At 45.1% G+C, this 23,619-nt stretch carries 30 protein-coding genes and 1 other RNA gene; 20 read left to right on the top strand and 11 right to left on the bottom strand.

Annotation, left to right across the window (positions count from 1 at the left end):
• Positions 1–89 precede the first annotated feature (89 nt).
• From H6F44_RS17515 to H6F44_RS17500, 5 genes are all read right to left on the bottom strand, one after another.
• A complete protein-coding gene (locus H6F44_RS17515) occupies positions 90–893 on the bottom strand; it encodes an acyltransferase family protein (protein ID WP_190352323.1) in 804 nt (267 codons plus the stop codon).
• A gap of 114 nt (positions 894–1,007) precedes the next feature.
• Positions 1,008–1,142: a hypothetical protein gene (locus tag H6F44_RS23600; protein WP_277874130.1), complete on the bottom strand. Its 135-nt coding sequence runs from the start codon at positions 1,140–1,142 to the stop codon at positions 1,008–1,010.
• Entirely contained in the window at positions 1,142–1,252 is a 111-nt protein-coding gene (locus H6F44_RS17510; RefSeq protein WP_242016627.1) for a DUF29 domain-containing protein, read from the bottom strand. The genes H6F44_RS23600 and H6F44_RS17510 overlap by 1 nt, the downstream gene beginning before the upstream one ends.
• 65 nt (positions 1,253–1,317) lie before the next feature.
• Positions 1,318–2,154: a SirB1 family protein gene (locus H6F44_RS17505; RefSeq protein WP_322096250.1), complete on the bottom strand. Its 837-nt coding sequence runs from the start codon at positions 2,152–2,154 to the stop codon at positions 1,318–1,320.
• Positions 2,155–2,197: 43 nt separating this feature from the next.
• Positions 2,198–3,088, bottom strand: a complete 891-nt coding sequence (locus tag H6F44_RS17500) for a helix-turn-helix domain-containing protein (RefSeq protein WP_190352321.1) — start codon at positions 3,086–3,088, stop codon at positions 2,198–2,200.
• 191 nt (positions 3,089–3,279) lie between these two features.
• Between H6F44_RS17500 and H6F44_RS17495 the strand changes: the two genes are divergently transcribed.
• From H6F44_RS17495 to H6F44_RS17455, 9 genes are all read left to right on the top strand, one after another.
• Positions 3,280–3,708 (top strand): hypothetical protein, encoded by a 429-nt coding sequence (locus H6F44_RS17495; protein WP_190352320.1) that lies wholly within the window; start codon positions 3,280–3,282, stop codon positions 3,706–3,708.
• Positions 3,709–3,778: 70 nt separating this feature from the next.
• Positions 3,779–3,973: a hypothetical protein gene (locus H6F44_RS17490; RefSeq protein ID WP_190352319.1), complete on the top strand. Its 195-nt coding sequence runs from the start codon at positions 3,779–3,781 to the stop codon at positions 3,971–3,973.
• Between the two features lie 172 nt (positions 3,974–4,145).
• Positions 4,146–4,373, top strand: coding sequence for a DUF2811 domain-containing protein (locus H6F44_RS17485; protein WP_190352318.1), 228 nt, complete (start codon positions 4,146–4,148; stop codon positions 4,371–4,373).
• Between the two features lie 50 nt (positions 4,374–4,423).
• Entirely contained in the window at positions 4,424–5,905 is a 1,482-nt protein-coding gene (hemG, locus tag H6F44_RS17480; RefSeq protein WP_190352317.1) for a protoporphyrinogen oxidase, read from the top strand.
• A 71-nt stretch (positions 5,906–5,976) separates the two neighbouring features.
• On the top strand, positions 5,977–7,455 hold the full coding sequence (xdhA, locus tag H6F44_RS17475) for a xanthine dehydrogenase small subunit (RefSeq protein ID WP_322096249.1): 1,479 nt from the start codon (positions 5,977–5,979) through the stop codon (positions 7,453–7,455).
• Positions 7,456–7,517: 62 nt separating this feature from the next.
• Positions 7,518–9,842 carry a xanthine dehydrogenase molybdopterin binding subunit gene (gene xdhB, locus H6F44_RS17470; protein WP_190352316.1) on the top strand — a complete coding sequence of 775 codons (2,325 nt, stop codon included), beginning with the start codon at positions 7,518–7,520 and terminating at the stop codon, positions 9,840–9,842.
• A complete protein-coding gene (locus tag H6F44_RS17465) occupies positions 9,843–10,796 on the top strand; it encodes an XdhC family protein (protein ID WP_190352315.1) in 954 nt (317 codons plus the stop codon).
• 446 nt (positions 10,797–11,242) lie between these two features.
• Positions 11,243–12,271 (top strand): 30S ribosomal protein S1, encoded by a 1,029-nt coding sequence (locus H6F44_RS17460; RefSeq protein ID WP_190352314.1) that lies wholly within the window; start codon positions 11,243–11,245, stop codon positions 12,269–12,271.
• Positions 12,272–12,416: 145 nt separating this feature from the next.
• Positions 12,417–13,130 carry a pyridoxine 5'-phosphate synthase gene (locus H6F44_RS17455; RefSeq protein WP_190352313.1) on the top strand — a complete coding sequence of 238 codons (714 nt, stop codon included), beginning with the start codon at positions 12,417–12,419 and terminating at the stop codon, positions 13,128–13,130.
• 56 nt (positions 13,131–13,186) lie between these two features.
• Here H6F44_RS17455 and H6F44_RS17450 read toward each other — a convergent pair whose 3' ends face one another.
• Positions 13,187–14,113, bottom strand: a complete 927-nt coding sequence (locus H6F44_RS17450) for a glycosyltransferase family 2 protein (RefSeq protein WP_190352312.1) — start codon at positions 14,111–14,113, stop codon at positions 13,187–13,189.
• A gap of 303 nt (positions 14,114–14,416) precedes the next feature.
• Here H6F44_RS17450 and ffs point away from each other — a divergent pair.
• The 7 genes from ffs to H6F44_RS23595 all read left to right on the top strand — a co-directional run bounded on the left by ffs (position 14,417) and on the right by H6F44_RS23595 (position 18,247).
• Positions 14,417–14,513, top strand: an RNA gene (gene ffs, locus H6F44_RS17445) — signal recognition particle sRNA small type.
• 54 nt (positions 14,514–14,567) lie between these two features.
• Entirely contained in the window at positions 14,568–15,767 is a 1,200-nt protein-coding gene (locus H6F44_RS17440) for an argininosuccinate synthase (protein WP_190352311.1), read from the top strand.
• A gap of 78 nt (positions 15,768–15,845) precedes the next feature.
• Positions 15,846–16,289, top strand: a complete 444-nt coding sequence (locus H6F44_RS17435) for a PH domain-containing protein (protein WP_190352310.1) — start codon at positions 15,846–15,848, stop codon at positions 16,287–16,289.
• A 68-nt stretch (positions 16,290–16,357) separates the two neighbouring features.
• Positions 16,358–16,822, top strand: a complete 465-nt coding sequence (locus H6F44_RS17430; protein ID WP_190352309.1) for a DUF29 domain-containing protein — start codon at positions 16,358–16,360, stop codon at positions 16,820–16,822.
• A gap of 63 nt (positions 16,823–16,885) precedes the next feature.
• Positions 16,886–17,350 (top strand): DUF29 domain-containing protein, encoded by a 465-nt coding sequence (locus H6F44_RS17425; protein ID WP_190352308.1) that lies wholly within the window; start codon positions 16,886–16,888, stop codon positions 17,348–17,350.
• Between the two features lie 71 nt (positions 17,351–17,421).
• Complete coding sequence (locus tag H6F44_RS17420; protein ID WP_190352307.1) at positions 17,422–18,111, top strand: PFE-CTERM domain-containing protein; 690 nt, start codon at positions 17,422–17,424, stop codon at positions 18,109–18,111.
• A gap of 13 nt (positions 18,112–18,124) precedes the next feature.
• The gene (locus H6F44_RS23595) at positions 18,125–18,247 is read left to right on the top strand and encodes a hypothetical protein (protein WP_277874129.1); all 123 of its coding nucleotides are present in this window, start codon (positions 18,125–18,127) and stop codon (positions 18,245–18,247) included.
• Positions 18,248–18,523: 276 nt separating this feature from the next.
• On the opposite strand, the gene H6F44_RS17415 is transcribed toward H6F44_RS23595, so the two are convergent.
• Positions 18,524–19,102: a PadR family transcriptional regulator gene (locus H6F44_RS17415; protein ID WP_190352306.1), complete on the bottom strand. Its 579-nt coding sequence runs from the start codon at positions 19,100–19,102 to the stop codon at positions 18,524–18,526.
• Between the two features lie 141 nt (positions 19,103–19,243).
• Between H6F44_RS17415 and H6F44_RS17410 the strand changes: the two genes are divergently transcribed.
• From H6F44_RS17410 to hisI, 3 genes are read left to right on the top strand one after another with little or no spacing between them, the layout of a single operon-like run.
• A complete protein-coding gene (locus H6F44_RS17410) occupies positions 19,244–20,671 on the top strand; it encodes a carotenoid oxygenase family protein (protein WP_190352305.1) in 1,428 nt (475 codons plus the stop codon).
• 9 nt (positions 20,672–20,680) lie between these two features.
• Entirely contained in the window at positions 20,681–20,905 is a 225-nt protein-coding gene (locus H6F44_RS17405; RefSeq protein WP_190352304.1) for a CobW C-terminal domain-containing protein, read from the top strand.
• A gap of 12 nt (positions 20,906–20,917) precedes the next feature.
• On the top strand, positions 20,918–21,250 hold the full coding sequence (gene hisI / locus H6F44_RS17400; RefSeq protein ID WP_190352303.1) for a phosphoribosyl-AMP cyclohydrolase: 333 nt from the start codon (positions 20,918–20,920) through the stop codon (positions 21,248–21,250).
• 4 nt (positions 21,251–21,254) lie between these two features.
• Here the strand turns inward: hisI and H6F44_RS17395 are convergent, their stop codons facing one another.
• Both H6F44_RS17395 and H6F44_RS17390 read right to left on the bottom strand, forming a co-directional pair.
• On the bottom strand, positions 21,255–21,923 hold the full coding sequence (locus tag H6F44_RS17395) for an SWIM zinc finger family protein (protein WP_190352302.1): 669 nt from the start codon (positions 21,921–21,923) through the stop codon (positions 21,255–21,257).
• 36 nt (positions 21,924–21,959) lie between these two features.
• Positions 21,960–22,130 carry an element excision factor XisI family protein gene (locus H6F44_RS17390; RefSeq protein WP_190352301.1) on the bottom strand — a complete coding sequence of 57 codons (171 nt, stop codon included), beginning with the start codon at positions 22,128–22,130 and terminating at the stop codon, positions 21,960–21,962.
• 25 nt (positions 22,131–22,155) lie between these two features.
• Between H6F44_RS17390 and H6F44_RS17385 the strand changes: the two genes are divergently transcribed.
• Positions 22,156–23,016, top strand: coding sequence for an Rpn family recombination-promoting nuclease/putative transposase (locus H6F44_RS17385; protein ID WP_190352300.1), 861 nt, complete (start codon positions 22,156–22,158; stop codon positions 23,014–23,016).
• A gap of 9 nt (positions 23,017–23,025) precedes the next feature.
• Here H6F44_RS17385 and H6F44_RS17380 read toward each other — a convergent pair whose 3' ends face one another.
• Both H6F44_RS17380 and H6F44_RS17375 read right to left on the bottom strand, forming a co-directional pair.
• Positions 23,026–23,256 carry a DUF2281 domain-containing protein gene (locus H6F44_RS17380; protein ID WP_190352299.1) on the bottom strand — a complete coding sequence of 77 codons (231 nt, stop codon included), beginning with the start codon at positions 23,254–23,256 and terminating at the stop codon, positions 23,026–23,028.
• 55 nt (positions 23,257–23,311) lie between these two features.
• Positions 23,312–23,614 carry a type II toxin-antitoxin system PemK/MazF family toxin gene (locus H6F44_RS17375; RefSeq protein WP_242016628.1) on the bottom strand — a complete coding sequence of 101 codons (303 nt, stop codon included), beginning with the start codon at positions 23,612–23,614 and terminating at the stop codon, positions 23,312–23,314.
• Between the last annotated feature and the right edge of the window lie 5 nt (positions 23,615–23,619).

Here is a 23,619-nt window from a genome sequence, read left to right as displayed (position 1 = left end):
TATTGAAACTAGCTCCCAATAAGTTAACCTACTATCAACGAGGTAAGAGGGCTATGCAGCTTGTCACGGCTACGTTTTAGATGTCTTTGTCACCCCCTCAGAATCTTTAGCTTATTTAATATCTCTACGATAAATCCCGAAGCTAACCATAGAAAAGTTGAAATCCCTAAGGCATAGGATAGGTAATATAAAGACGGAGGATATTTAAAAAGCTGTGTTTTGATCCATAAACCTGAGTTTAAATAAAATGACAATCCCATAGCAATAAAAGCAGATATGCTAGATATGGACATATAAATCAATGATTTTCTGTCTATACTATTTAGACGCAACCCAATGGCAAATATGACCGAATAAGGAACAAGATATAAAAATATAGATTCAAATACAATCATCCATTTTGAAGACGATAAAAAAGGCTGAGAAACCAGTAAAATTAGCTCATAACTCAAATAAACAGCTCCAATAATCAGAAAATAACTCAGGTTTTTTTTGATTTTTAAATGTAATTTCATTATCAATGGAGCTATAGTAGCCATGCATAGAAAAACTCGAATAATCCACACATAACCAATACCTGGTAACAATAAATAGCTCTCCAAAATTGTTCTTATACTTGGTAATTTAATAGGATAAGCAATAAAGAAAATCAATAAAAAGTAGCAAGTAAGAAATATCCACAAAGGGAATAGTAATCTTTTAATTCTTTTCCATATATAAGATTTATAGCTCTCTTGCTTATAAGATAAGCTAAATGATAAGCCCGATATCATTACCATCAATGGCACATCAAAATTGCGAAGCTGAAATATTAATGCAGGAGGATTGACATGAGCAAGTATTATCATTGCTAAACCTAAAAATCGAAGTATATCAATTTTGTTATCTCTCACCAATCACCTCTTAAAACCATGGCGAAATTAATTTTACAGCGCCTTGTGCGATCTGTGGTTACTGAGCACTGTTTCCGCAAAGTGGGGAATACAACGGAACCAGTCCCAAAATCCTTACACTTGACTCACAACTGGCATTCTCAAATTAACCAAAGCCTTTTGCAACACGCTCGGCTTCACACTCAACCCAACTTGATTGAGATCGCCATCAGTATAGCCAATTACTAACGTGTCAATAGAATCATCCATTATTTCAAATCTTCTGGAAACTGAGGATCGAGGATTTGGGCGATCGCGTAGGGACAATCGGATGGCAAATCTGGGTAATCGAGAGGAGTTTCTCGCACAACTAAAGCCATTGTAAAACTTGTGGCGATGGCAGGGGCTTATCCGTTGATTCGTAATCTTCGCTTAAAAGTGGCAGTTAATTTTCTTGATCCATTTCTGCGATTAGCCGCCCAATGATGGGACGATCATCAGCATAAGGGGCAGCCTTCATATAATTTTCCAGATCAATCCTTGCTTCGGTATAGCGATCTAGTTGATAGCAGATTAAGCCCCGATCGCGCCATTGAGTGGGGATATCAGGATGTAACATCAGCGATCGCTCAATAGCAGCAAGGGCCTTATCTGGTTCACGGCGGCGCAGATAAATCATTTTTAGATTGTTTAACAGGCGATCGAGAATGCGGCGAATGCCAACGGGGGCAAGGTATTCGGGCTGAAGTACCACGACCTCGCCATAAAGCTGAGAGAGCTTAGCAGCACAGTCTTCGGGAAATAGGATTTCGCCTTTGTTGTAAGGATCAATAAAAATTTCTAAATCAGGATGTTGGGGACGAATGATGAAATGCCCAGGAAAACTAATACCCTCAATGGGAAACCCTAAGCGATCGCCAATAATCATATAAATCAACGATAGGGTTAAGGGAATGCCCAAGCGCCGATCTAACACATGGTTGATAAAGCTATTGAGGGGATCGTAATAATTATGGTCATTACCCTGAAAACCTAGCTCTGTAAATAGGTATTGATTAATCGCTTGCACCTTTTTGAGAGGATAGGCGATCGCCGCTAACCTTGGCTCTAGATCCGACACCATCCGATCTAATAGGCTGCGGTAATGTCCAAGATCCATGCGCGGATTCTCTTCCCATGCGATCGCCAAAGCCCCTTCGAGCAGATGATCGATGGATAATTCAGCGTCAGCAGTATGGGCAATTTGCCAAAATTTTTGCCTTGCAGGAGATAAAGTCAGCACAGTCACAACTCTTTGCGAATCTTTGCGAAATTTCTAGCGGTTTTCAGTTTAGGGCGTAAACTTGACCGCTAAATAAAATACGGGTAATGCCCTTACGAATCAATTGATTGCGCGTAATATGAATCAAATCACTGGGAAATTTAATCACCCGTTGATTGCTATGGGAAAATCTTTTGGCAACCCGATGATTGTCAAAAATGGGAATAGTTTTTGATTGATTCTCTTCAAGGGGAATCGCACCTAGATCCTTAAAATCCTTAAGGGGTCGGGTAATAATCTCGGCAATGCGATCAACAACGATATAGCAAATAATTGGCAGTTCCGCCTCATCAAGTGGCAGTATCTCTAAGCGATCGCCTGCATTATGATGCCCCTGCAACTCCGTAAACATCGCGAGGCTAGTATCCCCATCCTCATCAGCAAAGTCTAATTCATCAAGATCGAGATCAAGATTATCCTCATCGACAAGATCATCTTCATCGAGATCATCTTCATCAAGATCCTCATCAAGCAAAGAGTCTATATTCTCATCCCCCTGATCATCAGAGTCTCCATTTATGGACACATCCATTAAATTTAGATCCAGATTGCTATCTAGATCCAAGCTTGCTAGATTATCTACTTCCTCTAGCTCAATCTCATCATCGTCGCTGTTCACAGATATATTGTTAGATAAATCTTCAGTAATGAGGGCGAGTTGGTTGATCTGAAAATCGCCGATGTCAAAATTAGATCGCGCTCCTTTTTTGCCATCAGCCTTCTTCTTAGTCACCAATTGTCGATATTCTTCCGCAGGCATTAGCTCTTGCAACAGTCGGACGACTGTACTTGTACTAATGCCAAATTGCTTAGCCAGTTGCGTTGTGGTCGCACCTGAATCGCGATAGAGGCGAAGTATGGTTTGTTTATCATCCAGTGCAAGTTTAACAGCCATTGATTTGGGATACCCCGAAACCGCATCTCTAAGGACTATTCAATATACTACAGTGCTTTGCCCATACACAAACCATTATCTCGAAAGTATATTGACAACAGGATATATAATCAGCGATTGCAAGGCTTTGTGCTGATTTGCAACTATAAAAAAAATTTTTTTCTCGCTTCAACAAGCTATAGCGTTAACTTATGCCTGAGATGTCTGTGCGTTTTCAACTTTTATCAAGCTTACTATTGGAATTAATAGCCATTTTGCGCGATCGCCAAGGCGATACATGGACGGCGATCGCCAAAGTTGCAGCACATCGCTCAGCCACGATCGCTATTGATGACACCCGCCTGCATATAAAGGTTGCCAGCGCTCCTGATCTAGAAGTGCAAATCCAAACGGCAGCGCCCGATGCTGAGGACTCCTTTGAAGCCACAGGTGATGCCTTGCGGGATATTATGTTTGGACGATCTTCACTAGAAAAGTCCGTTGCCTCTGGCAAGGTGATGATTCGGGCAAATTTTAGCAGTCTATGGAAAATTCGTGCAGTGGTTGCGGCGGTATTAGTAGATGCAGAGGTGGAGCCGCGTTTATCAGAGGTATGGCGAAAATTTGATCAAAATTGGTAGCATGGGTTTTATTGCCTTTATTTTACCTAGATATCATAAAAAATAAATTTGTTATCAACCCAACATAATTGTGTATCGATCTCCTGCAAAGTTTTCCACAGGGTTTTCCACAGATATTTGCACTTTATCCACAGATAATCGAGGGTTTTCCACAGCCCTTGGGAAATTAAAAAAGGCGATCGCTATATGGGTTAAGGATTTGTTAATGAGTGGGCAGTTCTATGTGGGAAAACTTTTGAAGGGTTTAAATTATGAAGTTATGTAACAGAAATACATTTAAAATCACGGTGATTGATCTCAATTTCATGGAATAACAAGCATTTGCTTAACATCTCGTTACGTTGACAAGAGCTACTGCTTAAACGCACAATTAAATCCCGACCTTCACAATGGTTGCGAAATTCCGATTTAACTCGCTTAGAAATTGAGGTTTCCGCATGAATACCACCGTCAGTATATTGGCAGAGATTCCTGAAGAATTGCATGAAAGCCTCAAGAGCTACCTAGGTTCGCATCCAGATTGGAATCAAGATCGCGTATTGGCTGCCGCATTGTCTTTGTTTCTCTTGCAAAATGGCAGCGATCGCCCAGGTACAGCCGCCGCCCATAGCTATCGCAGTGCCGCTAAAGTATATCTGAATGCCGTATTTCAGCATTCAATATAGTTACAAAATAGTTGCAACGCTCTGCACGCCAACCCAAATCAGGAAAAACTATGAATACGACCCCATCCCCAAATTTGTCTAACAATGCTGTAACCATTGCGCGTGATGTCGATGTGTTGGTGGTGGGTGCAGGGATTTCAGGATTGACGATCGCCTATGAATTAGCGGTCAAGAAATCCTATCGCGTCATGGTTGCTGAGGCTCAAGACCGCGTAGGTGGGGCAATCATCAGTCAAAAAAACGATCAGGGCTATCTTTGGGAGGAAGGTCCTAATAGTTTTCAGCCTGCCCCAGAGCTTTTACGCCTTGCCGTTGATGTGGGGCTGAAGGAGCAGTTAGTATTGGCAAATGGCAAACTGCCACGCTTTGTGTTTATCAAGGGCAAGCTGAATGCTTTACCGATGAGTCCTCCTGCGGCGATCGCCTCACAAATTTTGGACTGGGGCAGCAAAATTCGCCTTGCTTTGGGGGCAATGGGCTTTGCGCGTCCTGCGATGGCTGGTGAAGAATCAGTGGCACAATTTTTTACCCGCGTTTTGGGGCGCAAAGCAGTTGATCGTTTGGTTGCGCCATTCATCTCTGGGGTTTACGCGGGCGATCCGCAGCGTCTTAGTGCTAAGGCAGCCTTTTCTAAAATCTACCGTCTTGAAGAACGTTATGGCGGTTTGATCGCTGGAGCTTTGCTGTCTAGCCAAGAGCGCAAAGCGCAAAAGCTAAAAGCTCAGTCCGATGATTTACCCAAAGTTAAGGCGGGGGAGCTGGGCTCTTTTCGGGAAGGGATCAAGATGCTGCCTGAGGCGATCGCCGCCAAACTGCGGGAGCGGGGGGCAGCGATCAAGCAACAATGGACATTGCGATCGCTGAGTCAGCAAGAGGATCAACAGGGCAAGTTTTATCAAGCCTGTTTCGATACGCCCACAGGCATAGAGATGATTACGGCGCGATCGGTGGTGTTGAGTACCCCTGCCTATGTCAGCGCCAAAATCCTCGAAAATTATTTACCTGCCGCCAGCCAAGCCCTTGCCCAAATCTTCTATCCCACCGTTGCCTGTGTGGTGCTTGCCTATCCCAAAAATGAACTCGTTAGCGATATGCAAGGCTTCGGCAACCTGATCCCCCGCACTGAAGGCATTCGCACCCTTGGCACGATCTGGACATCTAGTCTCTTTGCGGGTCGCGCCCCCGCAGGTTGGCAGTTACTTTTAAATTTCATCGGTGGTACGCTCGATCCTGCCCTCGCCAAATTATCCGAAACTGAAATTGTCCAAGCTGTGCATCAGGATCTCCAAAAAACCCTGCTGCGCCCCAATTCCCAAGCTCAACCCAAGGCGATCGCTGTCCATGTCTGGGATCAAGCAATTCCGCAATACGAAATCGGGCATCTAGAGCGGCTCGCCACTGTCGAATCCGCATTGCAAAAGTCCCCTGGTCTTTATGTCAGTGCTAACTTCATCGGTGGTGTTGCCCTTGGTGACTGCATTAAACGCAGTATGCATGAATCCGCAAAAATCGATCAATTTTTACAGCTCTAAGATCCAGAAAGCTCTTAAGGTTGATCTCATCAGCTCATTTTACAGGCTAGATCTATACCAGAGGAACTTCCGTGACTCAACAGGCTATCCCCATCTCCGCAAATGCCGCAACACATTTCACCCTCACGATTAACGGTATCACTACCTTAGTCAAAGATATTGCGCCCACAACAACCCTACTGCAATATCTGCGACAGCAAGGCTATGTCGGCACAAAAGAAGGCTGTGGCGATGGCGACTGTGGCGCTTGTACCGTAGCGATCGCGGGTAAAGATGCCCAAGGAAAGCCCCAATATCAGGCGGCAAATAGTTGTCTGATTCCCATTGGTGCGGTGGCGGGACGGGATGTGATTACTGCCGAGGGGTTAGCGCACGGGCAACCGCACGGATTAATTCAGGCGCAATCTTTGGAACAATTGCACCCCGTGCAGGCGGCGATGGTGGAAACCGCAGGCTCCCAATGTGGCTACTGCACCCCCGGATTTATCATGAGTATGTTTGCGGCTTACTATGATGGCGGCTTGAAGGATGATGTCTGCATTGAGGGGAATCTCTGTCGCTGTACGGGCTATTTGCCGATTCGCCGAGCCGCCCAAAAATTATTGGCAGATTTAGGAGAGGAATCACCCAGCGATCGCTTTAGTACCATGCTGACGGCAAAAAATTCTGATCTTGCGGCGATCGCCTATAGCAGTAATGAACATCGGTTCTATCGCCCTACAGAATTAACGGAAGCTCTCCAACTATTACAAGCACATCCCGATGCGACTCTTGTGGCAGGAGCGACAGATTTAGGCTTAGAAATGAGTTGGCATCGGCGTAATTATCCTGTGTTGATTTCCCTAGAAGGAATTACGGAATTAAAACAAATTCATCAGACTGAGGACTATGTGAAAATTGGGGCGGCAGTTCCCCTCAGTCATATTGAGAATGTATTACATGGCATATTTCCGAGCCTTGATGAAATGCTGCATTGGTTTGCGGCGCGACAGGTTCGCAATCGAGCTACCCTTGGCGGCAACATTGGCACGGCTTCACCCATTGGGGATTTGCCACCCGTGTTATTAGCTCTTGATGCGACCGTGACCCTTGCGAGTATTCAAGGCGATCGCACCTTACCTCTAGCCGATTTCTTTAAGGGTTATCGCCAAACAGAACTACAGCAGGGTGAAATTATTAAAACGGTGACGATTCCCAAAGCGATTAGTAAGGGAGCTACTAAGCGTCTCAGCTTTTCCTACAAAATCGGCAAACGTGGCACGGATGACATCAGTATTGTGGCGGCTGCCTTTGCGATCGATCTTGATGCCGAACAGAAAATTCTCCATGCAAGGCTTGCCTATGGTGGCGTAGCGGCAACTCCAATCAGGGCGATCGCTGTGGAACAGGCGTTAATCGGTCAGCCTTGGAATCTAGAAACTGTGCGATCGGTGAAGCCGATGCTCCATGAAGCTTTTACTCCCCTTAGCGATCTGCGCGGTAGTGCCAATTATCGCAAGTTGCTAGTCGGCAATCTATTTGAGAAGTTCTTTATTGAGCAAACTAGTTAATGCTTCGCATTAACTTGCTGGGTTTTACATAACATATTTTTTTTAATAACCATACATCTCCAATGATCACTCAATCCCAATCCCAGAAAACCCATGAAAGCGCGATCGCTCACGTTAGCGGCAAGGCAGTCTATACCGACGATCAGCGCTTACCTGCGGGGATGCTTTCCCTCTATCCCGTTCTATCACCCCATGCGAGAGCCAAGATTACCAAGATTGACTGTAGCGCCGCCTATGCAGTGGAAGGCTTAGTGACGATCCTCACTGCGGCTGATGTGCCTGGGGAAAATGATACAGGCGCGATCATTCATGATGAAGTGATGCTTCCCACCGATGAGGTGAGCTATTGGGGTCAGGTGGTGGTGTGGGCTGTGGGTGAATCGGAGGATGCTGCCCGTGAAGCTGCCGCTAAGGTGGTTGTGGAATACGAACCTTTACCTGCAATTCTATCCATTGAAGCGGCGATCGCTGCCCAAAGTTTCCATCTTGATAAAAAAGTGATTAAACGAGGTGAACCTGAAATAGCTTTAGAAAAGAGCGATCGCACCATCACAGGTGAATTAACCGTAGGCGGACAGGATCATTTCTATCTGGAAACCCATACGAGTTGGGTCATTCCCGATGGCGAAGGCGGCTACAAGGTCTATAGCTCCACCCAACACCCTAGCGAAACACAGATCATAGTGGCAAGGGTTTTAGGCTTGCCCAATAATTGTGTGGTCGTGACTTGCCTACGGATGGGCGGTGCTTTCGGGGGCAAAGAATCGCAGGCAAATCCCTTTGCGGCGGCGGCGGCTGTGGCGGCTTATAAAACTGGTCGTCCTGCGAGAGTGAGTCTGCGGCGGCATCACGACATGATCATCACAGGCAAGCGCCACAACTTCCTCGGACGCTATCAAGTCGGCTTCACCAATGAAGGGATGCTGACTGCCCTCAAGGTGGAACTCTATGCTGAAGGGGGATGGAGTCTTGACCTTACGCCGCCCGTACTCATGCGAGCGATGATGCATATCGACAATGCCTATTACGTTCCGCATTTAGAAGTACAGGGCTGGATGGCAAAGACCAATCGCATCTCGAATACCGCATATCGTGGATTTGGCGGACCACAGGGCATGGTGATCTGTGAAGAGATTATCGATCGCATTGCCCGTACTCTTGGTTTAGCGCCCGAAGTTGTGCGCGAACAGAACTTCTATCACGGTTCAGGAGAGACTAGCACCACCCATTATGGACAGGAAATTTTCCAAAATCGGATTGCTCGCGTTTGGAATGAAGTAAAAGCCAATGCTAATTTTAGCGATCGCCAAATCGAAATCGCCCAGTTCAATCAAACCAGTCCTTACAAAAAACGTGGAATTGCAATTACTCCCGTGAAGTTCGGGATTTCCTTTAATAAAATCGAATACAACCAAGCAGGAGCGCTAGTCCTAATCTATACCGATGGCAGCATTCAAGTTAATCATGGCGGTACGGAAATGGGGCAGGGACTCCATACCAAAATGTTGCAAGTGGCGGCGCAATCCCTCGGTGTAAATATTGATCGCTTTCGGATCATGCACACCAGCACCGACAAAGTGCCGAATACTTCCGCAACCGCCGCTTCCAGTGGTTCCGATCTCAATGGACAAGCGATTAGAGATGCTTGCGAAACCCTACGCCAACGCCTTGCCACAGTTGCGGTGAAGATGCTCAATCTCAATGCCCCTGAAGATCTCGTCTTTGAGAATGATTGGATCTATTGCCCCAGCTATCCTAGTGCCAGAATTGGCTTTGATGAAGTGGTCAAACAGACCTACACGCAACGGATTAGCCTTTCGGCTAACGGCTTCTATCGCACTCCCAATCTCTATTGGGATGCCAAAATAAATAGGGGCAGACCCTTCTATTATTTTGCCTATGGTGCAGCAGTGAGTGAAGTGGAAGTCGATGGATTTACAGGCACATTCAAACTGCGTCAGGTGGATATTGTCCATGATGTCGGGTCTTCGATTAATCCCTTATTAGATAAAGGTCAAATCGAAGGAGCCTTTGTGCAGGGCATGGGTTGGCTAACGATGGAAGAATTGGTCTGGAATGAGCAGGGACGCTTGCTCACCTTTGCCCCTAGCACTTATAAAATCCCCACCGTGAGCGAAATTCCCGAACAGTTCACGATCGCTCTCTTAGAACGCGCCGCCCAAGATGGCGTAATTCTCGGCAGTAAGGCTGTGGGCGAACCTCCTTTTATGCTAGCAATATCCGTTCGTGAAGCCCTGCGTGAAGCTGTCGCTGCTTTTGGCTCAGGAAAGCACCCCGTAAACTTGGCAGTTCCCGCCACTCCCGAAGCGATCCTCTGGGCGATCGAATCTGTGAGAGCAACTGCTATCTCTGCGGTGACAGCCTAGATGATCTATGAACATCTTTTAGGGTTACTCCATCAAGAAGCCGTCGTCATCGCCACCGTAATTAACGTCAAAGGCTCCGTACCGCGAGAAGTGGGCGCAAAGATGCTAATTACGGAGTCAGCCTGTGTAGATACCATTGGTGGTGGTGCAGGAGAGGCGAAGGCGATCGCTAAGGCTAGAGAAGTTCTACAAACAGGAGTTAAAACCCTAGTAGAAATTGATTTGACGGGGAAGCCTCATCATAATCGCCCAACGGAAGGCATCTGTGGCGGTTGGATGGAAGTTTTGCTAGAGCGCTGGCAAGGAGAACAGGCGATCGCATTAGTAACCGAGATTATCACCAATTTGCGATCGGGAAAAGAAGTTACTTTAGTTACACCTTTAATTCAAAATGTGAAGATAGATGGCGCTCCGCGCCATCTATCTTCACAACAAACAGATGCTTTCATAGAAGTTCTCAAACCTGAGCCGATGCTCTTGATTGTCGGTGCGGGTCATGTGGGGGAGCAATTGGCAAAAGTGGCGTGTTTAAGTGGCTTTCAGATAGCGATTCAGGACGATCGCTGTGAATGGGCAAATCGCGATCGCTATCCACAGGCGACATTTATCTATAATTCTATTGAAGAGGCTTTAGGCGAATTAGCCAATCACCAAGAGCTATACGTTGCCCTAGTCACAAGAGGCTATCACTATGATTTGGAAGCGCTCAAGGCTTTGTTAGATCGCCAAGTTGCTTGCACCTATATCGGCATGATCGGCAGCGATCGCCGTGTTAAACAAGTTTTAGCAGAGATCAAACGCGAAGTTCCTATTAAAACTTTCCCTTCTATTTACGCTCCCATTGGACTAGATATCGGCGCATTAACTCCTGCGGAAATTGCGGTAAGTATCGTTGCCGAATTAATCATGGTGCGGCGTGGCGGCTCTGGGCGATCGCTATCTCAAGTTGTATAGCTGTTTTAACTTATGGTATGTGAATTTAAGGGTGTCATGTTGTTGATTCAAGCTGAATTATTGTGCCAAACTTGTATCTAAACATTTGCCGCGAGATTGCCGATCACCTCACCTAGATTGATCGCTGATAATTGATTTGTGAAATGGACATGGGGGTACTCAAACAAAATATTTCTTAAAATATTTGTGTCGCAATAAATATCTCATTGGGGAGAATGCCAAAAAATAAGTCCAAAAATAAGTCCAAAAAATATTTTGCGAAAACTTTGAGCAAAAGCTTAAATACGCTATAATCAAAAACCTATGCCTATGGGTTTAGCCTTCTCAGCTACCCCCCCACAGGCGTGGGATGTAAACCGCAAAAAGCTGTAATGCTTGCTGCTCTTACATTTCCGGGAGGAAACCAAAAAATCTCAAGGCGAACAGGAATAAGGAAAAATTTAGTTATGGTCAATCGGACAAAAACTGCTACCACCAATGTCGGCTTTACTCATGAAGACTTTGCCAAACTTTTAGATAAGTACGATTATCATTTTAGCCCTGGCGACATTGTTGCAGGTACTGTATTCAGCATTGAGCCTAGGGGCGCACTTATTGACATTGGCGCAAAGACAGCAGCGTACATCCCCATTCAAGAGATGTCGATCAACCGAGTTGACCAAGCTGAAGAAGTTTTGCAGAACAATGAAACTCGTGAATTTTTCATTCTTGCCGATGAAAACGAAGAAGGACAGCTAACCCTCTCCATTCGCCGCATCGAATATATGCGGGCTTGGGAGCGGGTGCGTCAGTTACAGGCGGAGGATGCCACGGTGCGATCGCTGATTTTTGCAACAAACCGAGGGGGCGCACTGGTCAGAATCGAAGGCTTACGCGGATTTATTCCTGGCTCTCACATTAGCACTCGCAAGCCCAAGGAAGAATTGGTGGGCGAAGAGTTGCCACTCAAGTTTTTAGAAGTCGATGAAGATCGCAACCGTCTAGTTCTCAGCCATCGTCGCGCCCTTGTCGAACGCAAGATGAACAAGCTAGAAGTTGGCGAAGTGGTAATCGGCGTGGTACGCGGTATCAAGCCCTATGGTGCATTTATTGACATCGGCGGCGTAAGTGGCTTGCTGCACATTTCCGAAATTTCCCACGAGCATATTGAAACACCTCACAATGTCTTTAATGTGAATGACGAGGTGAAGGTGATGATCATCGACCTTGATGCTGAGCGCGGTAGAATTTCGCTATCGACCAAGCAGCTTGAGGCGGAGCCAGGGGATATGGTCAAAGATCCGCAGCTAGTCTATGACAAGGCTGAGGAAATGGCAGCTAAATATCGCGAACAACTGAATGCGCCTCCTGCGGTGATGGAAATTGCTTTGCCTGCGGTAGACGAAGAGTATGAGGTTCCTGATGCTATGGAAGAGCCTGAAATTCCTGAAGAGATTGTTGCTGAAGTTGTTGAGGAAGCCAACCCTGAAGCTTAGCTAGTACAGAAAAAATCTAGAGAAACCTTGAAAGCGCGGCTTAGCTGCGCTTTTAAAGTTTTTAAAGTTTTTCATGCTTGCGAAAAGCTATACAGTATAGATATAGAGAAAACACCCAACTTTTAAGATACCTGAGGAAAGAGCGTTGCCTACACTTGGAGTAAATATTGATCATATTGCCACGATTCGGCAAGCGCGGCGTGGTGTAGAACCCGATCCTGTTACTGCTGCCGCGATCGCTGAACTAGCAGGAGCCGATGGAATCACAGTACATCTACGGGAAGATCGCCGTCATATTCAAGAGCGTGATGTGCGATTGCTACGCCAAACCGTGCGTACTCATCTAAATCTCGAAATGGCGGCAACCCCCGAAATGGTGGCGATCGCCCTTGATGTCAAGCCAGACTATATAACCCTTGTCCCTGAGAGACGTGAAGAAATTACGACTGAGGGGGGACTGAATGTCAAAGCTCAGGGCGATCGCTTAGGTAAATTTGTGCATCAATTACAGGGGGCTGGCATTCCTGTGAGTTTATTTGTTGATCCTGAAACTGCACAAATTCAGGCTTCAGCCAAAACTGGAGCTAAATTTATTGAATTACACACAGGCACTTATGCCAATGCCAAGGCTGGTGAATCCCGCGATCGCCAATTGCAAGCACTAACTGATGGCGGAGCCTTGGCGATTAAACTAGGGCTAAAACTCAATGCAGGGCATGGGTTAGACTATCGTAATACAAGACCAGTGGCTTTAATCAAAGGCATGGAAGAGCTAAATATTGGACATAGTATTATTAGTCGTGCTGTGCTTGTTGGCTTAGATCGAGCAGTTCGCGAAATGAAGGCTTTGATTAATTAAAAAAAAGGGCAGCGCATCGCGTTGCCCTTTTTAATCAAAAAGTTTAATCAAAAAGTTTAATCAAAAAGTAGTTTGCGTTCGCGCTCCCAATTGCGATACATCCAAAGGACTGTGTACCAATTCATGTAAATGCGGAAGATTTCCATAGCAACCTCTGATTTACCTCGATCGCATAGCCATGAGAGCAAAGGCTTGAGGGTGCGATCATTGAGCAGTCCGCCGAGGGTCAAGATTCCCCATAGCGCTAAATGCAGCCAAGTCTTTTGGATCATTAGCTTTACCTCCCAAGTGGGATGCTTTTGATAAAAGATAATACTCATTCTGCCCCGTTGCTCTTCAAGATCTAGTAAACGCGGCATTTTGTCGATGGAAAAAGCTGCATGGTAATGAAATGCGATCGCCCCTGCACAGGTCAAACGCTTTAGCCCTAACTGTTTAATTCGCATTCCCAATTCAAAATCTTCCCAACCATATTGAAAAAATCCCGTATCAAATTTACCTGCGGCTAATAACCATTGTCGGGCGATCGCCAAATTACAAGTATCGAAAATTGCGGCGGTGAATATGGGTATGGGTGGCACTGGCTCTGAATCGGGCGATTCCAGATTAGTGGTATTAATGATCCTGCCATAGCTATATACTTTGTCACCTTGGGATAGGGTTTCCGTATGTGCCTGCAAATATTCAGGATTAACAGTGATATCACTATCAACAAAGGCAATATATTTACCGAGGGCGGAGTCGATGCCATAGTTGCGGGCGGCGGCGGCGGCAGCATGGTCTTGGGTGAGCAGTCGCAAATGGGGGTAGCGATCATGATGTGTTGTCAAAAACTCCACCGTGCCATCCGATGAACCATCATCAATCACTAAAACCTCATAGGGAGCAGTTATGGTTTGCTTCTCAAGAGCTGCCAAACATTTTTGCAGGATTGGCAACCTGTTATAGGTTGGTACAACCACTGACCACAACATTTCCGACATCGTAGTTTCTCCGTTTTTCCTTTTTTTGCGCGATCACCTCAAGAATTATATCTTTTTAAAGTGAGTTCGATGGAGTAGCCACCGTTATATAGCTGTTGCCAGTCTTGTTGGGACACAAAACTAGTAGACGAGTGGCGGAGCGAATCGCCGTCACTCGCTTTTTGGGTTTTAATTTGTCCTAATACAGGTGGCGACAGCTATAAATCAAATTATGTGACCCAAATTGTGTGGATTTGAAAACAATTTAAGGAAATCAGCAAATCCTTGGCATTATCTGGACTAAAGAGTGTTAATCTTATAGATGGCTCGGATCTATGCGATCGCAACGCCCGAATCGTGTCAGGGTCGGAAGACAGCAGCACTAAGGGATGCTTGAGATAGGCGTAGTACCCGGGCTACTTTTTTAGGTTTAGTTAGCTAGATTTTGTTGGTTAGATTGGTTTAGGAGATATCTATGGGTCGGGCGAAAAAAGTTGTACTTGCATATTCAGGCGGCGTTGATACATCTGTTTGTATTCCTTACCTCAAGACAGAATGGGGCGTTGAAGAAGTCATCACCCTTGCCGCCGACTTAGGGCAAGGTGACGAATTAGATCCCATCAAACAAAAGGCATTAGACTCAGGTGCTTCCGTATCCCTGGTTAGAGATGTCACTAAAGAATTTGTAACCGACTATGCTTTTCCTGCAATTAAGGCAAACGCCCTCTATGAAAATCGCTATCCTCTAACGACAGCCCTAGCACGTCCACTAATTGCCAAGATTCTCGTAGAAGCTGCCGCCGAATATGGTGCTGACGCAGTGGCGCATGGTTGTACGGGCAAGGGCAACGATCAAGTCAGGTTTGATGTATCGATCGCCGCCCTCAACCCCGACCTCAAAGTGTTAGCCCCCGCCCGCGAATGGGGCATGAGTCGCGAAGAAACGATCGCCTATGGCGAAAAATTCGGCATTCCTTCCCCCGTTAAAAAATCCTCCCCCTTCAGCATTGACCGTAACCTACTTGGGCGAAGTATCGAAGCGGGTCCTCTCGAAAATGCTTGGAATGAGCCACCTGAAGAAATCTATGCCATGACCAAGGCGATCGCTGATACCCCCGATCAACCCACTTACACCGAAATTGGCTTTGAAAAGGGGCTACCTGTATCCCTTGATGGCAAAGCCCTTGAGCCTGTGGAGCTGATCACCCAACTCAATGCGATCGCGGGTGACAATGGCGTAGGACGCATTGACATGGTTGAGAATCGCCTCGTAGGGATCAAGTCCCGCGAGATCTACGAAGCGCCTGCGATGTTGGTATTGATCCATGCCCACCGTGACCTCGAAACCCTAGCTTTGCCCTCTGACCTCGCCCAATACAAACGTGGTATTGAAGATACCTATGGCAAGATGATCTATAACGGTCTTTGGTACAGCCCTCTCAAAAATGCCCTTGATGCCTTCATCGACAGCAGCCAAGAGCGCGTCACAGGTATCGTGAGGGTCAAATTCCACAAAGGCAGCGCGATTATCGTGGGTCGCCAGTCCGTTAACTCCCTCTACGACGAAGATCTCGCCACCTATACTAGCGCTGACCAGTTTGACCATAAAGCCGCCGAAGGCTTTATCTATGTCTGGGGTATGCCAATTCGAGTATGGGCGCAGAAAAATCGCTAACGGTTTTAAAAGCGGTGCTTAGCGCCGCTTTTAAAATTATTTATAGATTTTAAGTCAGCGCAAAGTGCTGTAGTTGCTATGACCAATACTAACTTCTCAACCAACTCATCATTAAATCCCACTGAAGAGCGGATCTTGTTTCAGGGGCATCCTGCAATCATTGGCAGTGTGCCACGCTTTTTGGTGGCAATCTTCACCGTGGGAATAGGAGCATTATGGTATTGGTTGCAGTCAATTAATACAAATTATTTAATTACTTCACAAAGAATTGTCATTGAAATTGGCGTTCTCTCGAAGCAAATCGAGACTATTGAGATATATCAAATAGATGATATTCAGTTAGAAAAACCGCTAAGTCAGCGCCTTATGGGAACGGGGAATATGTTACTGCTGACTAGGGATCTCTCAGCACCTAAGTTGTTTTTAGAGCGTTTGCCCTTAGATGTAAGAGAGCTTTACGAACAAATGCGCCCCTGTATTCAACAGTCAAGGTTACGCTTTCGGGTCAGAGACGAAGAATAATCTAAGAAAAGGTCAAAATATGAGCAAACGCATAACACAAGTACTCCCTCCTAGTGTTTTATCAGAAAATGATCGCTAATCAAACCCCAACCGCAATATCCCATCGCGAACTCTATGAGCAAGACTTTTGCCTGTGGGTTGAACAGGCTTTAGTGCTATTACGGGAAGGGAATCTCACGGATTTAGATTTGGAAAACTTGCTCGAAGAAATTGCAGACATGAGTAATAGCCAAAAACAAGCCCTAGAAAGCAATCTCAAGATCTTGCTGATGCATTTACTCAAATATCAGTATCAACCCGAAAAAAGAACCAATAGTTGGCGTTACACCATCATCGAACATCGTCAAAGAATCCATAGGGCTTTTAAAAATAGCCCCAGCCTGAAGCGACATTTTTTACAGGAATTTACCGATGTTTATCTAGAGGCAAGGAAGCTTGCTGCCGTTGAAACAGGTATTTCTATAGACACTTTCCCCATCGCATCCCCATTTACCACCTCTCAAGTTTTAGATGAAGATTATCTCCCTGAATAGGGCGTAAAGTAGAGGAATTAATATAATTTAGTCTGTCGGTGACAAAAAAAGTGGGATACAACAATGCTCGCTAATCAAACCCCAACCTCAATATCTCATCGCGAACTCTATGAGCAAGACTTTTGCCTATGGGTTGAACAGGCTGTGCAATTGCTATCAGAGAACAGGTTGTCTGAGTTGGACAGAGAAAATCTTATTGAAGAAATCGGTGATATGGGTAGAAGTGAAAAACTGAGTTTGGAAAGCAATTTGGAAATAGTTCTCATGCACTTGCTCAAATATCAATATCAATCCGAAAAGAGAACTAATAGTTGGCGCTACACCATCATCGAACATCGTCAAAGAATCCACAAAGCTTTTAGGAATAGCCCCAGTCTGAAGCGGCATTTTGTAGAGGAGTTTGATAATTGCTACATAGCAGCGAGGGAATTAGCCGCCACAGAAACTGGTTTGGATATTCAATTATTCCCCCCAGAATCACCATTTACCCCAGATCAAGTCTTAGACAAAACCTATTTACCAGCATAATGTACTAGTGCCAGACTTCCTGTGGTTGGAATAAACTAGCACTAGCCGCGCAAACAAAAATAATGACAAATATGAAATATACCAAAAAATGGGGGGGGGTAGCAGCTCTCCTTGTCAGTGTCTTAACCACGGCTAACCCTGCTGATGCAATTAGTCTAATTGGCAACTATTCTAGTACAAATGATGGAGATGGTACAAATGCATCTGTTCCCCCCTCACCCGATCAAAAAGCCGTTGGATTTACCCTACCCACTGGCAATCCCTACAGCCTAGACAGTATCAAGTTGCGGTTATTTAGCTACAACACTAGTAATGGTGATGTAGCACTGCTGCAAATCTATCGTGACTCAGCTAAGACCAGCACTAGTCCCAACGAGGCAACTCTTGAGTCAGTGACATTTACTAACCCTACCTCCAGTAGTAATGCGGTTGGTGACTTTATTTTCACCCCCACCTCGACCTTTACCTTTTTGCCAGATACTCGTTACTGGCTATTGGTAGATGCCACAGCAGGTTTTTATGGTTGGTTATCTAACTTCCCTTATATAACACCCACAGGCATTAGCGGTATCACTCATAACGGCTATCAACGTAGTGGCGATGATGGGTCAAATTATTTTTCTAGCACCACTTTCAGCTCATTCGAGATTCAGGCTACTGAGGTTCCCTTTGAGTTTGAGGCATCGGGTGGGTTAGCAATTTTGGGTGGTGCGTGGTTATTGCGGAAGCAGTTGCAGAAGCGGAAGATAACTAAGGATTAGGTTGTGATAATTGATGTTACGTGGAATGAATTCCTGCGATGTTGAAGGATTGGGGCTGGCACGCACCCACAGCCCCTACAAAAAATTAAATTATTCAGGTAGGGGCAATCCCCCCGTGGTTGCCCTTGCCCCTTAGAATTGACTAATAATTGCCATTAGGCAGCTTGTAAAAATAACTTAAGCAACTCGCGTATTAGATTTATTTTAGATATTGCTTGTCTGCCTTATCTAGTCTAATTTCAGAATTTCCATTAAAATGGGTGGTTCTATCTTGAAATATTTAAGTTATTTTTACAAAATTCCTTACCGATGAGGATGTAATTTGCACAGGGCAGATTGGTAAATTTGGTTGGGAGTTGATCGAAGCGATCGCTGTTTTATGGGAATGGATAATCGCGGCTGAAGGAACTTCTCAGGTATCTCCCAGATCGGAATGCGCGGCATTTTGCAATAGCCCGATCGCCTCATCGCACCAATCTAGCCAGCCCTGCTCAAAGGTGATGCCTCTGCGTAAAGTTAAATAGGCAAATAGAAGCTTAAACTCCCCTGTGGATTGTGCATGGCATTGGGGAAATCCACTAAAAAATTGCTGCTCGATTTCTCGGTAGGTTGCTAACTGGCGCTGATGTAGTTGGCGATGAGTTTGAATACTCTTGACGATCGCCTCATGAGAGATGAGATAACCCGCGTAGATTTTGACGAGAAACTCATCTTTCACGGGGGCGAGATCGCTAGATTGCAGTAACCATGTTTTTAAATTGGCTAAACCCAAATCGGTAACGGAAAAGATTTTTTTATCGGGGCGACTCTCTTGGGCGATCGCTTGCGCCGAGATGAGATCCTGCTGTTCGAGTTTGGTCAGTTCGCGATAAATCTGTTGGTGGGTGGCTTGCCAAAAAAATCCGACCGAGCCATCGAACTGTTTGGCGAGGTCATAGCCACTTTTCGGCTCATGGATCAATGAAACTAGCAGCGCGTAGGCAAGGGACATAGCTTTGCAATTTATTTGAATGGATAATTTAAAAAAGGGTTGACATATGCAATTAGTTGAGTATATGTTACTTAGCATATTCAATTAGTTTAATAATAACTTAGTTGAATATAGATTAAATCTATGACAACAGAGAAAACTATGACTGCAACTATAGGACATCAAACAAAGCCAGCATCTTGGGCAAGGGCGATCGCTAAACCCGCTCAAGAATTTGCAATGACGGCGCTCTCGCCTATCAGTGGCGCGATTCCTGAAAATTTACAAGGGTCTCTTTATCGCAATGGCCCTGCGCGGCTAGAGCGGGGTGGGGTGCAGGTGGGACATTGGTTTGATGGGGATGGAGCAGTTTTGGCAGTGCATTTTGGTGCAGGACAAGCCCGTGCCACCTATCGCTATGTGCAGACCGCAGGCTATTTGGCAGAGGCTCAAGCCGACAAATTGATGTTTGGCAATTATGGAATGACGGCTCCTGTGTCTTGGTTGCAACGTTTTGGCAAGTCTTCTAAGAATGTGGCAAATACTTCAGTATTGGCGCTTCCCGATAAGCTGCTTGCCCTTTGGGAAGGTGGATTACCCCATGCCCTCGATCTGGAAACCCTTGAAACCTATGGCTTAGAGAATTTAGAAGGATTGGATCACCATCGCGCCTATTCCGCTCATCCTAAGCGCGATCCTCAAACTGGGGAAATCTTCAATTTTGGGATTGCCTATGGCAAGGATACAACTTTGCATTTATACCGTAGCGATCGCAGTGGCAAACTGATTAAGAAGCATCAGGTGAATTTGCAAGGTGCATCAATGGTTCATGACTTTGTGATGGCGGGGAATTATTTGATTTTCTGTGTGCCGCCCCTTCGGATGAATCCCGTACCTGTATTGCTAAACTTGCAGAGTTTTAGTGACTCCCTAGCATGGCAGCCCCAGGAAGGCATGGAAATTTTAGTGTTCGATCGCCATAGCCTTGAATTAGTGAGTCGCAACCATGCCGCACCTTGGTATCAATGGCATTTTGGCAATGGTTATGGCGATCGCGATGGTAATGTTGTCTTCGATCTTGTCCGTTATCCCGACTTTGGGACTAATCAATTTCTGAAGGAAGTGGCAACGGGGCAGACTAAAACTAAGTCTGAGGGAATGCTCTGGCAAATGCGCCTCAATCCGACTACGGGTGAATTTTTAGAATCTTCTCAACTGAGCGATCGTGGGTGCGAATTCCCTACGGTTGCCCCTGCTCAAGTGGGACAAGAATCTCGCTATACTTATCTTGCGACCCGCCGCCAAGGTTCTCAAGTTACGGACTTATTTGATGCGATCGCCTGTTATGACCATCACCACCAAAATTTAATGGAAGCTAACCTTGGTGCAAATCGTTACCCAATGGAACCGCTATTTATCGCTAATCCCGACCAGCCTGAGCAAGGTTGGCTGATCACCGTTGTCTACGATGGCGATCGCGATTGCTCAGAAGTATGGCTATTTGATCGCGATCGACTAGATCAAGAACCAGTCTGTCGTCTGGCTTTACCAAGCGTTGTACCAATGGGATTTCATGGCACATGGCGATAATTCTAATACATGAAGGTCTTGTCAGGTGTTCTTGTATTATGCATTAAATTCTTGTTCTGTTTTGCGAATGGAGATCTGCGATTTATTTTTCAGTTGCGGGGAAAGCGCTATGAGCTAAACATTGACCATCGCAAGAAACCGATAGATAATCCGATAGACAATCAATTAGTGCTAATTAGGCGTAAACTTGATCCTCAATGGCTTCAGCAGAAACTTCAGGATTGTCTAGTATAGTTATCTAAAAAAATGTCTAACAATTGGATGGAAACGCTCAAATATAACGAGCAAGGATTAATCCCCGCGATCGCCCAAGATTACCAAGATGGCACAGTTTTGATGGTGGCATGGATGAATCGCCAAGCCCTAGAACTAACCGTCTCAACTGGTGAAATTCATTATTGGAGCCGATCACGGCAGGAGCTATGGCATAAGGGCGCGACTTCGGGACATATTCAAAAGCTCAAGAAGCTCTATTATGACTGCGATCGCGATGTGATTTTGGTCAAGATCGAGCAGATTGGCGATGTCGCTTGCCATACTGGGGCGAGAAGCTGCTTTTTTACAGAAGTTCCAATATGAACATTTAACAACTACTGAATGACCTAATTGTTGCTTTAATCACCGCATCCTCGGTAATTGTTGGCTGATTGATAGGCGATTTCTGGCTCAAGGGTGCGATCTCGCCTAATTCTGAAGCTAGAGCTTTGCCAAGGGGCGATTTGAGAAGTTCCGCTTGCAAATCTTCTTTAGATATGCCGCGCATCTCGAACAGCAGAAATGGATCTTGATCGAGTTCCCCTGAGAGTCGATAACACAGCCCTGCAATATGTTTGCAAGGATTGGAATAATCGGGGCAAGAACATTCAGTTTGAAAGTCTTTGCTGCTATAGGGTAATAGATGTTTGCCAACGGAGGTCAAGCTATCTTCAATATTCTCAGGAACTTCATTGAGCAATAATCTAGCGACTACACTCGCCTTGGAGGACATATTGGCAATGATTTTTGTCCAATCTTTGGTAGCGATCGCGGTCATTTTTACTTCCGTCTCATATTTTGGTTCTTTATAAACTTCAAAATACAGATTGACGTTACCGCGAATGGTGGCGGTGGTAAGTCCTTTGGTGATGTCAAAACGGAGGATGCGCCCATCGCCAGAGTAAGCACGACCGTCTTGGAGTCTACCTGAATCAGTGAAAGATTCGAGGGCGCTAATAAATTTTTGACCCCACCATGTGCGACTATGTTTTGCCATTGTTTTTCTTTTTGATAATTCACAAGAATTATAGCTCTAGTCCTTGTTTGCGATATTTATCAATCCAACATGAACTAATAAGTAGCGATCGCGCTTTTCATCAAATACTAATTCAGCCGTGACGTTTTCATTGGGTGAGACGCTTTCTTGGGCATATTCTTCGAGAAAGGTACGCACGATTTGGCGATAAAGTTCTACTCGATCCATTGTTCTATCTCCTCTTTTTCTGTCGATGTTTGACAATATTTGCAAATTTCTTGCCGAAACTTATTCTACCGATATTGCCTCATGGTTACTTGGTGAGCCAATTCCGCTTACCCAAGTCCAACCTCAAGAGTTAGCGGTTGAGCCAATCCGTGCGGATAGCTTGATTTTGCTAGAAGCCGAAAGTTTGTTATTACATTTAGAGTTTCAAACTAAACCTGACCCGCAAATTCCGTTTCGGGAGTTGGACTATTGGGTACGCGGCAAAAGACGCTTTCCCGATAAAAAGATCCGTCAATTCGTCATTTACCTGAAAGAGACAAGCTCAAACTTAGTTTTTCAGCAAGAATTTCAAGACGATAACACCTATCATCGGTTTGAAGTAATTCGACTGTGGGAACAACCTGTCACTAAATTTTTAGAATATGTGGGAATGTTGCCGTTTGCTATACTGGTTGGTGAATCGAACAAAGAAACTTTGCTACAAGATATTGCTTTAAGAATCGATCAAATTCCTGAAGAGGACACACGCGAAACAATATCAGCCGCAACCTATGTGTTGGCAGGTTTAGTTTTAGATGAAAATATTATTAAGCAAATTTTAAGGAGAGATATCATGGAAGAGTCTGTAACATATCAGGCAATTTTGAGAGAAGGTGAGCTTAAAGGGTTAAAGAAAGGCCGTGAAGAGGGAGAAGTTCAAGGGCGTAAGCAGGCATTATTAACTATTATTTTGCGATTGCTTACGCGCAAGTTTGGGAATTTGCCGCCGAAGATGCATACAAGGATTGCAAGGCTACAGATTCCGCGCTTGGAGAGTTTGGCTGAGGCGATTTTGGATTTTGAGAGTGTTGCTGATTTGGAGCTTTGGTTTAGCAAGAAGAAATAGTTCCATGCCTTATGACCACTCACTATTACGAATATTGCGTACCCATGTTGTGCTGTCGTCCATATCTTGGCACTCTTGCCACATTCCTATAAATGGATCGTTTACCCAATCAATTTCTGTTTTTTGTGGTTTGATTGCTGGGGTGTATGTTTGTTGCAAGAAGGCAATGAAGTTTAAGGCTTGGTGTTGGGCTTCGGTGGGCAATGACTCGAAGGTTTTGAATAGTTCTTGTTGTGTCATATTCATGAGTTGATTCTCAAAATTCTATGATTAATCTTTATGCTGACAGAAACATTTAGCTGATAATAACGTTAAAAGTTTGGACAACCAAATCAACAAAATCTTTTGGCAAAATTTCTCCAGTTGTTTTCCAGCAGCGCTGATTTAAATCGAGCGCTCTTATTTGTTCAGCAATAACTGAACCCTGTATTTTGAAACCTTCGGGAATAGGAATCATCATTTTGATTTCAGGTTTAATCGTGCTGGTAATGGGATGAACGATCTTACTTTTCCCGTTAAGTATGAATTTGAGCAAGAAGCCAGCCCTGACAAAGTTCGCGTAAATTAGACCAGCCACGCCAGAGGACTTGAATACCAATGGGA

Origin of the sequence: Pseudanabaena cinerea FACHB-1277, assembly GCF_014696345.1 — a bacterium.
Taxonomy (GTDB): domain Bacteria; phylum Cyanobacteriota; class Cyanobacteriia; order Pseudanabaenales; family Pseudanabaenaceae; genus Pseudanabaena; species Pseudanabaena cinerea.
This window is presented reverse-complemented; position numbering and strand designations above follow the sequence as displayed.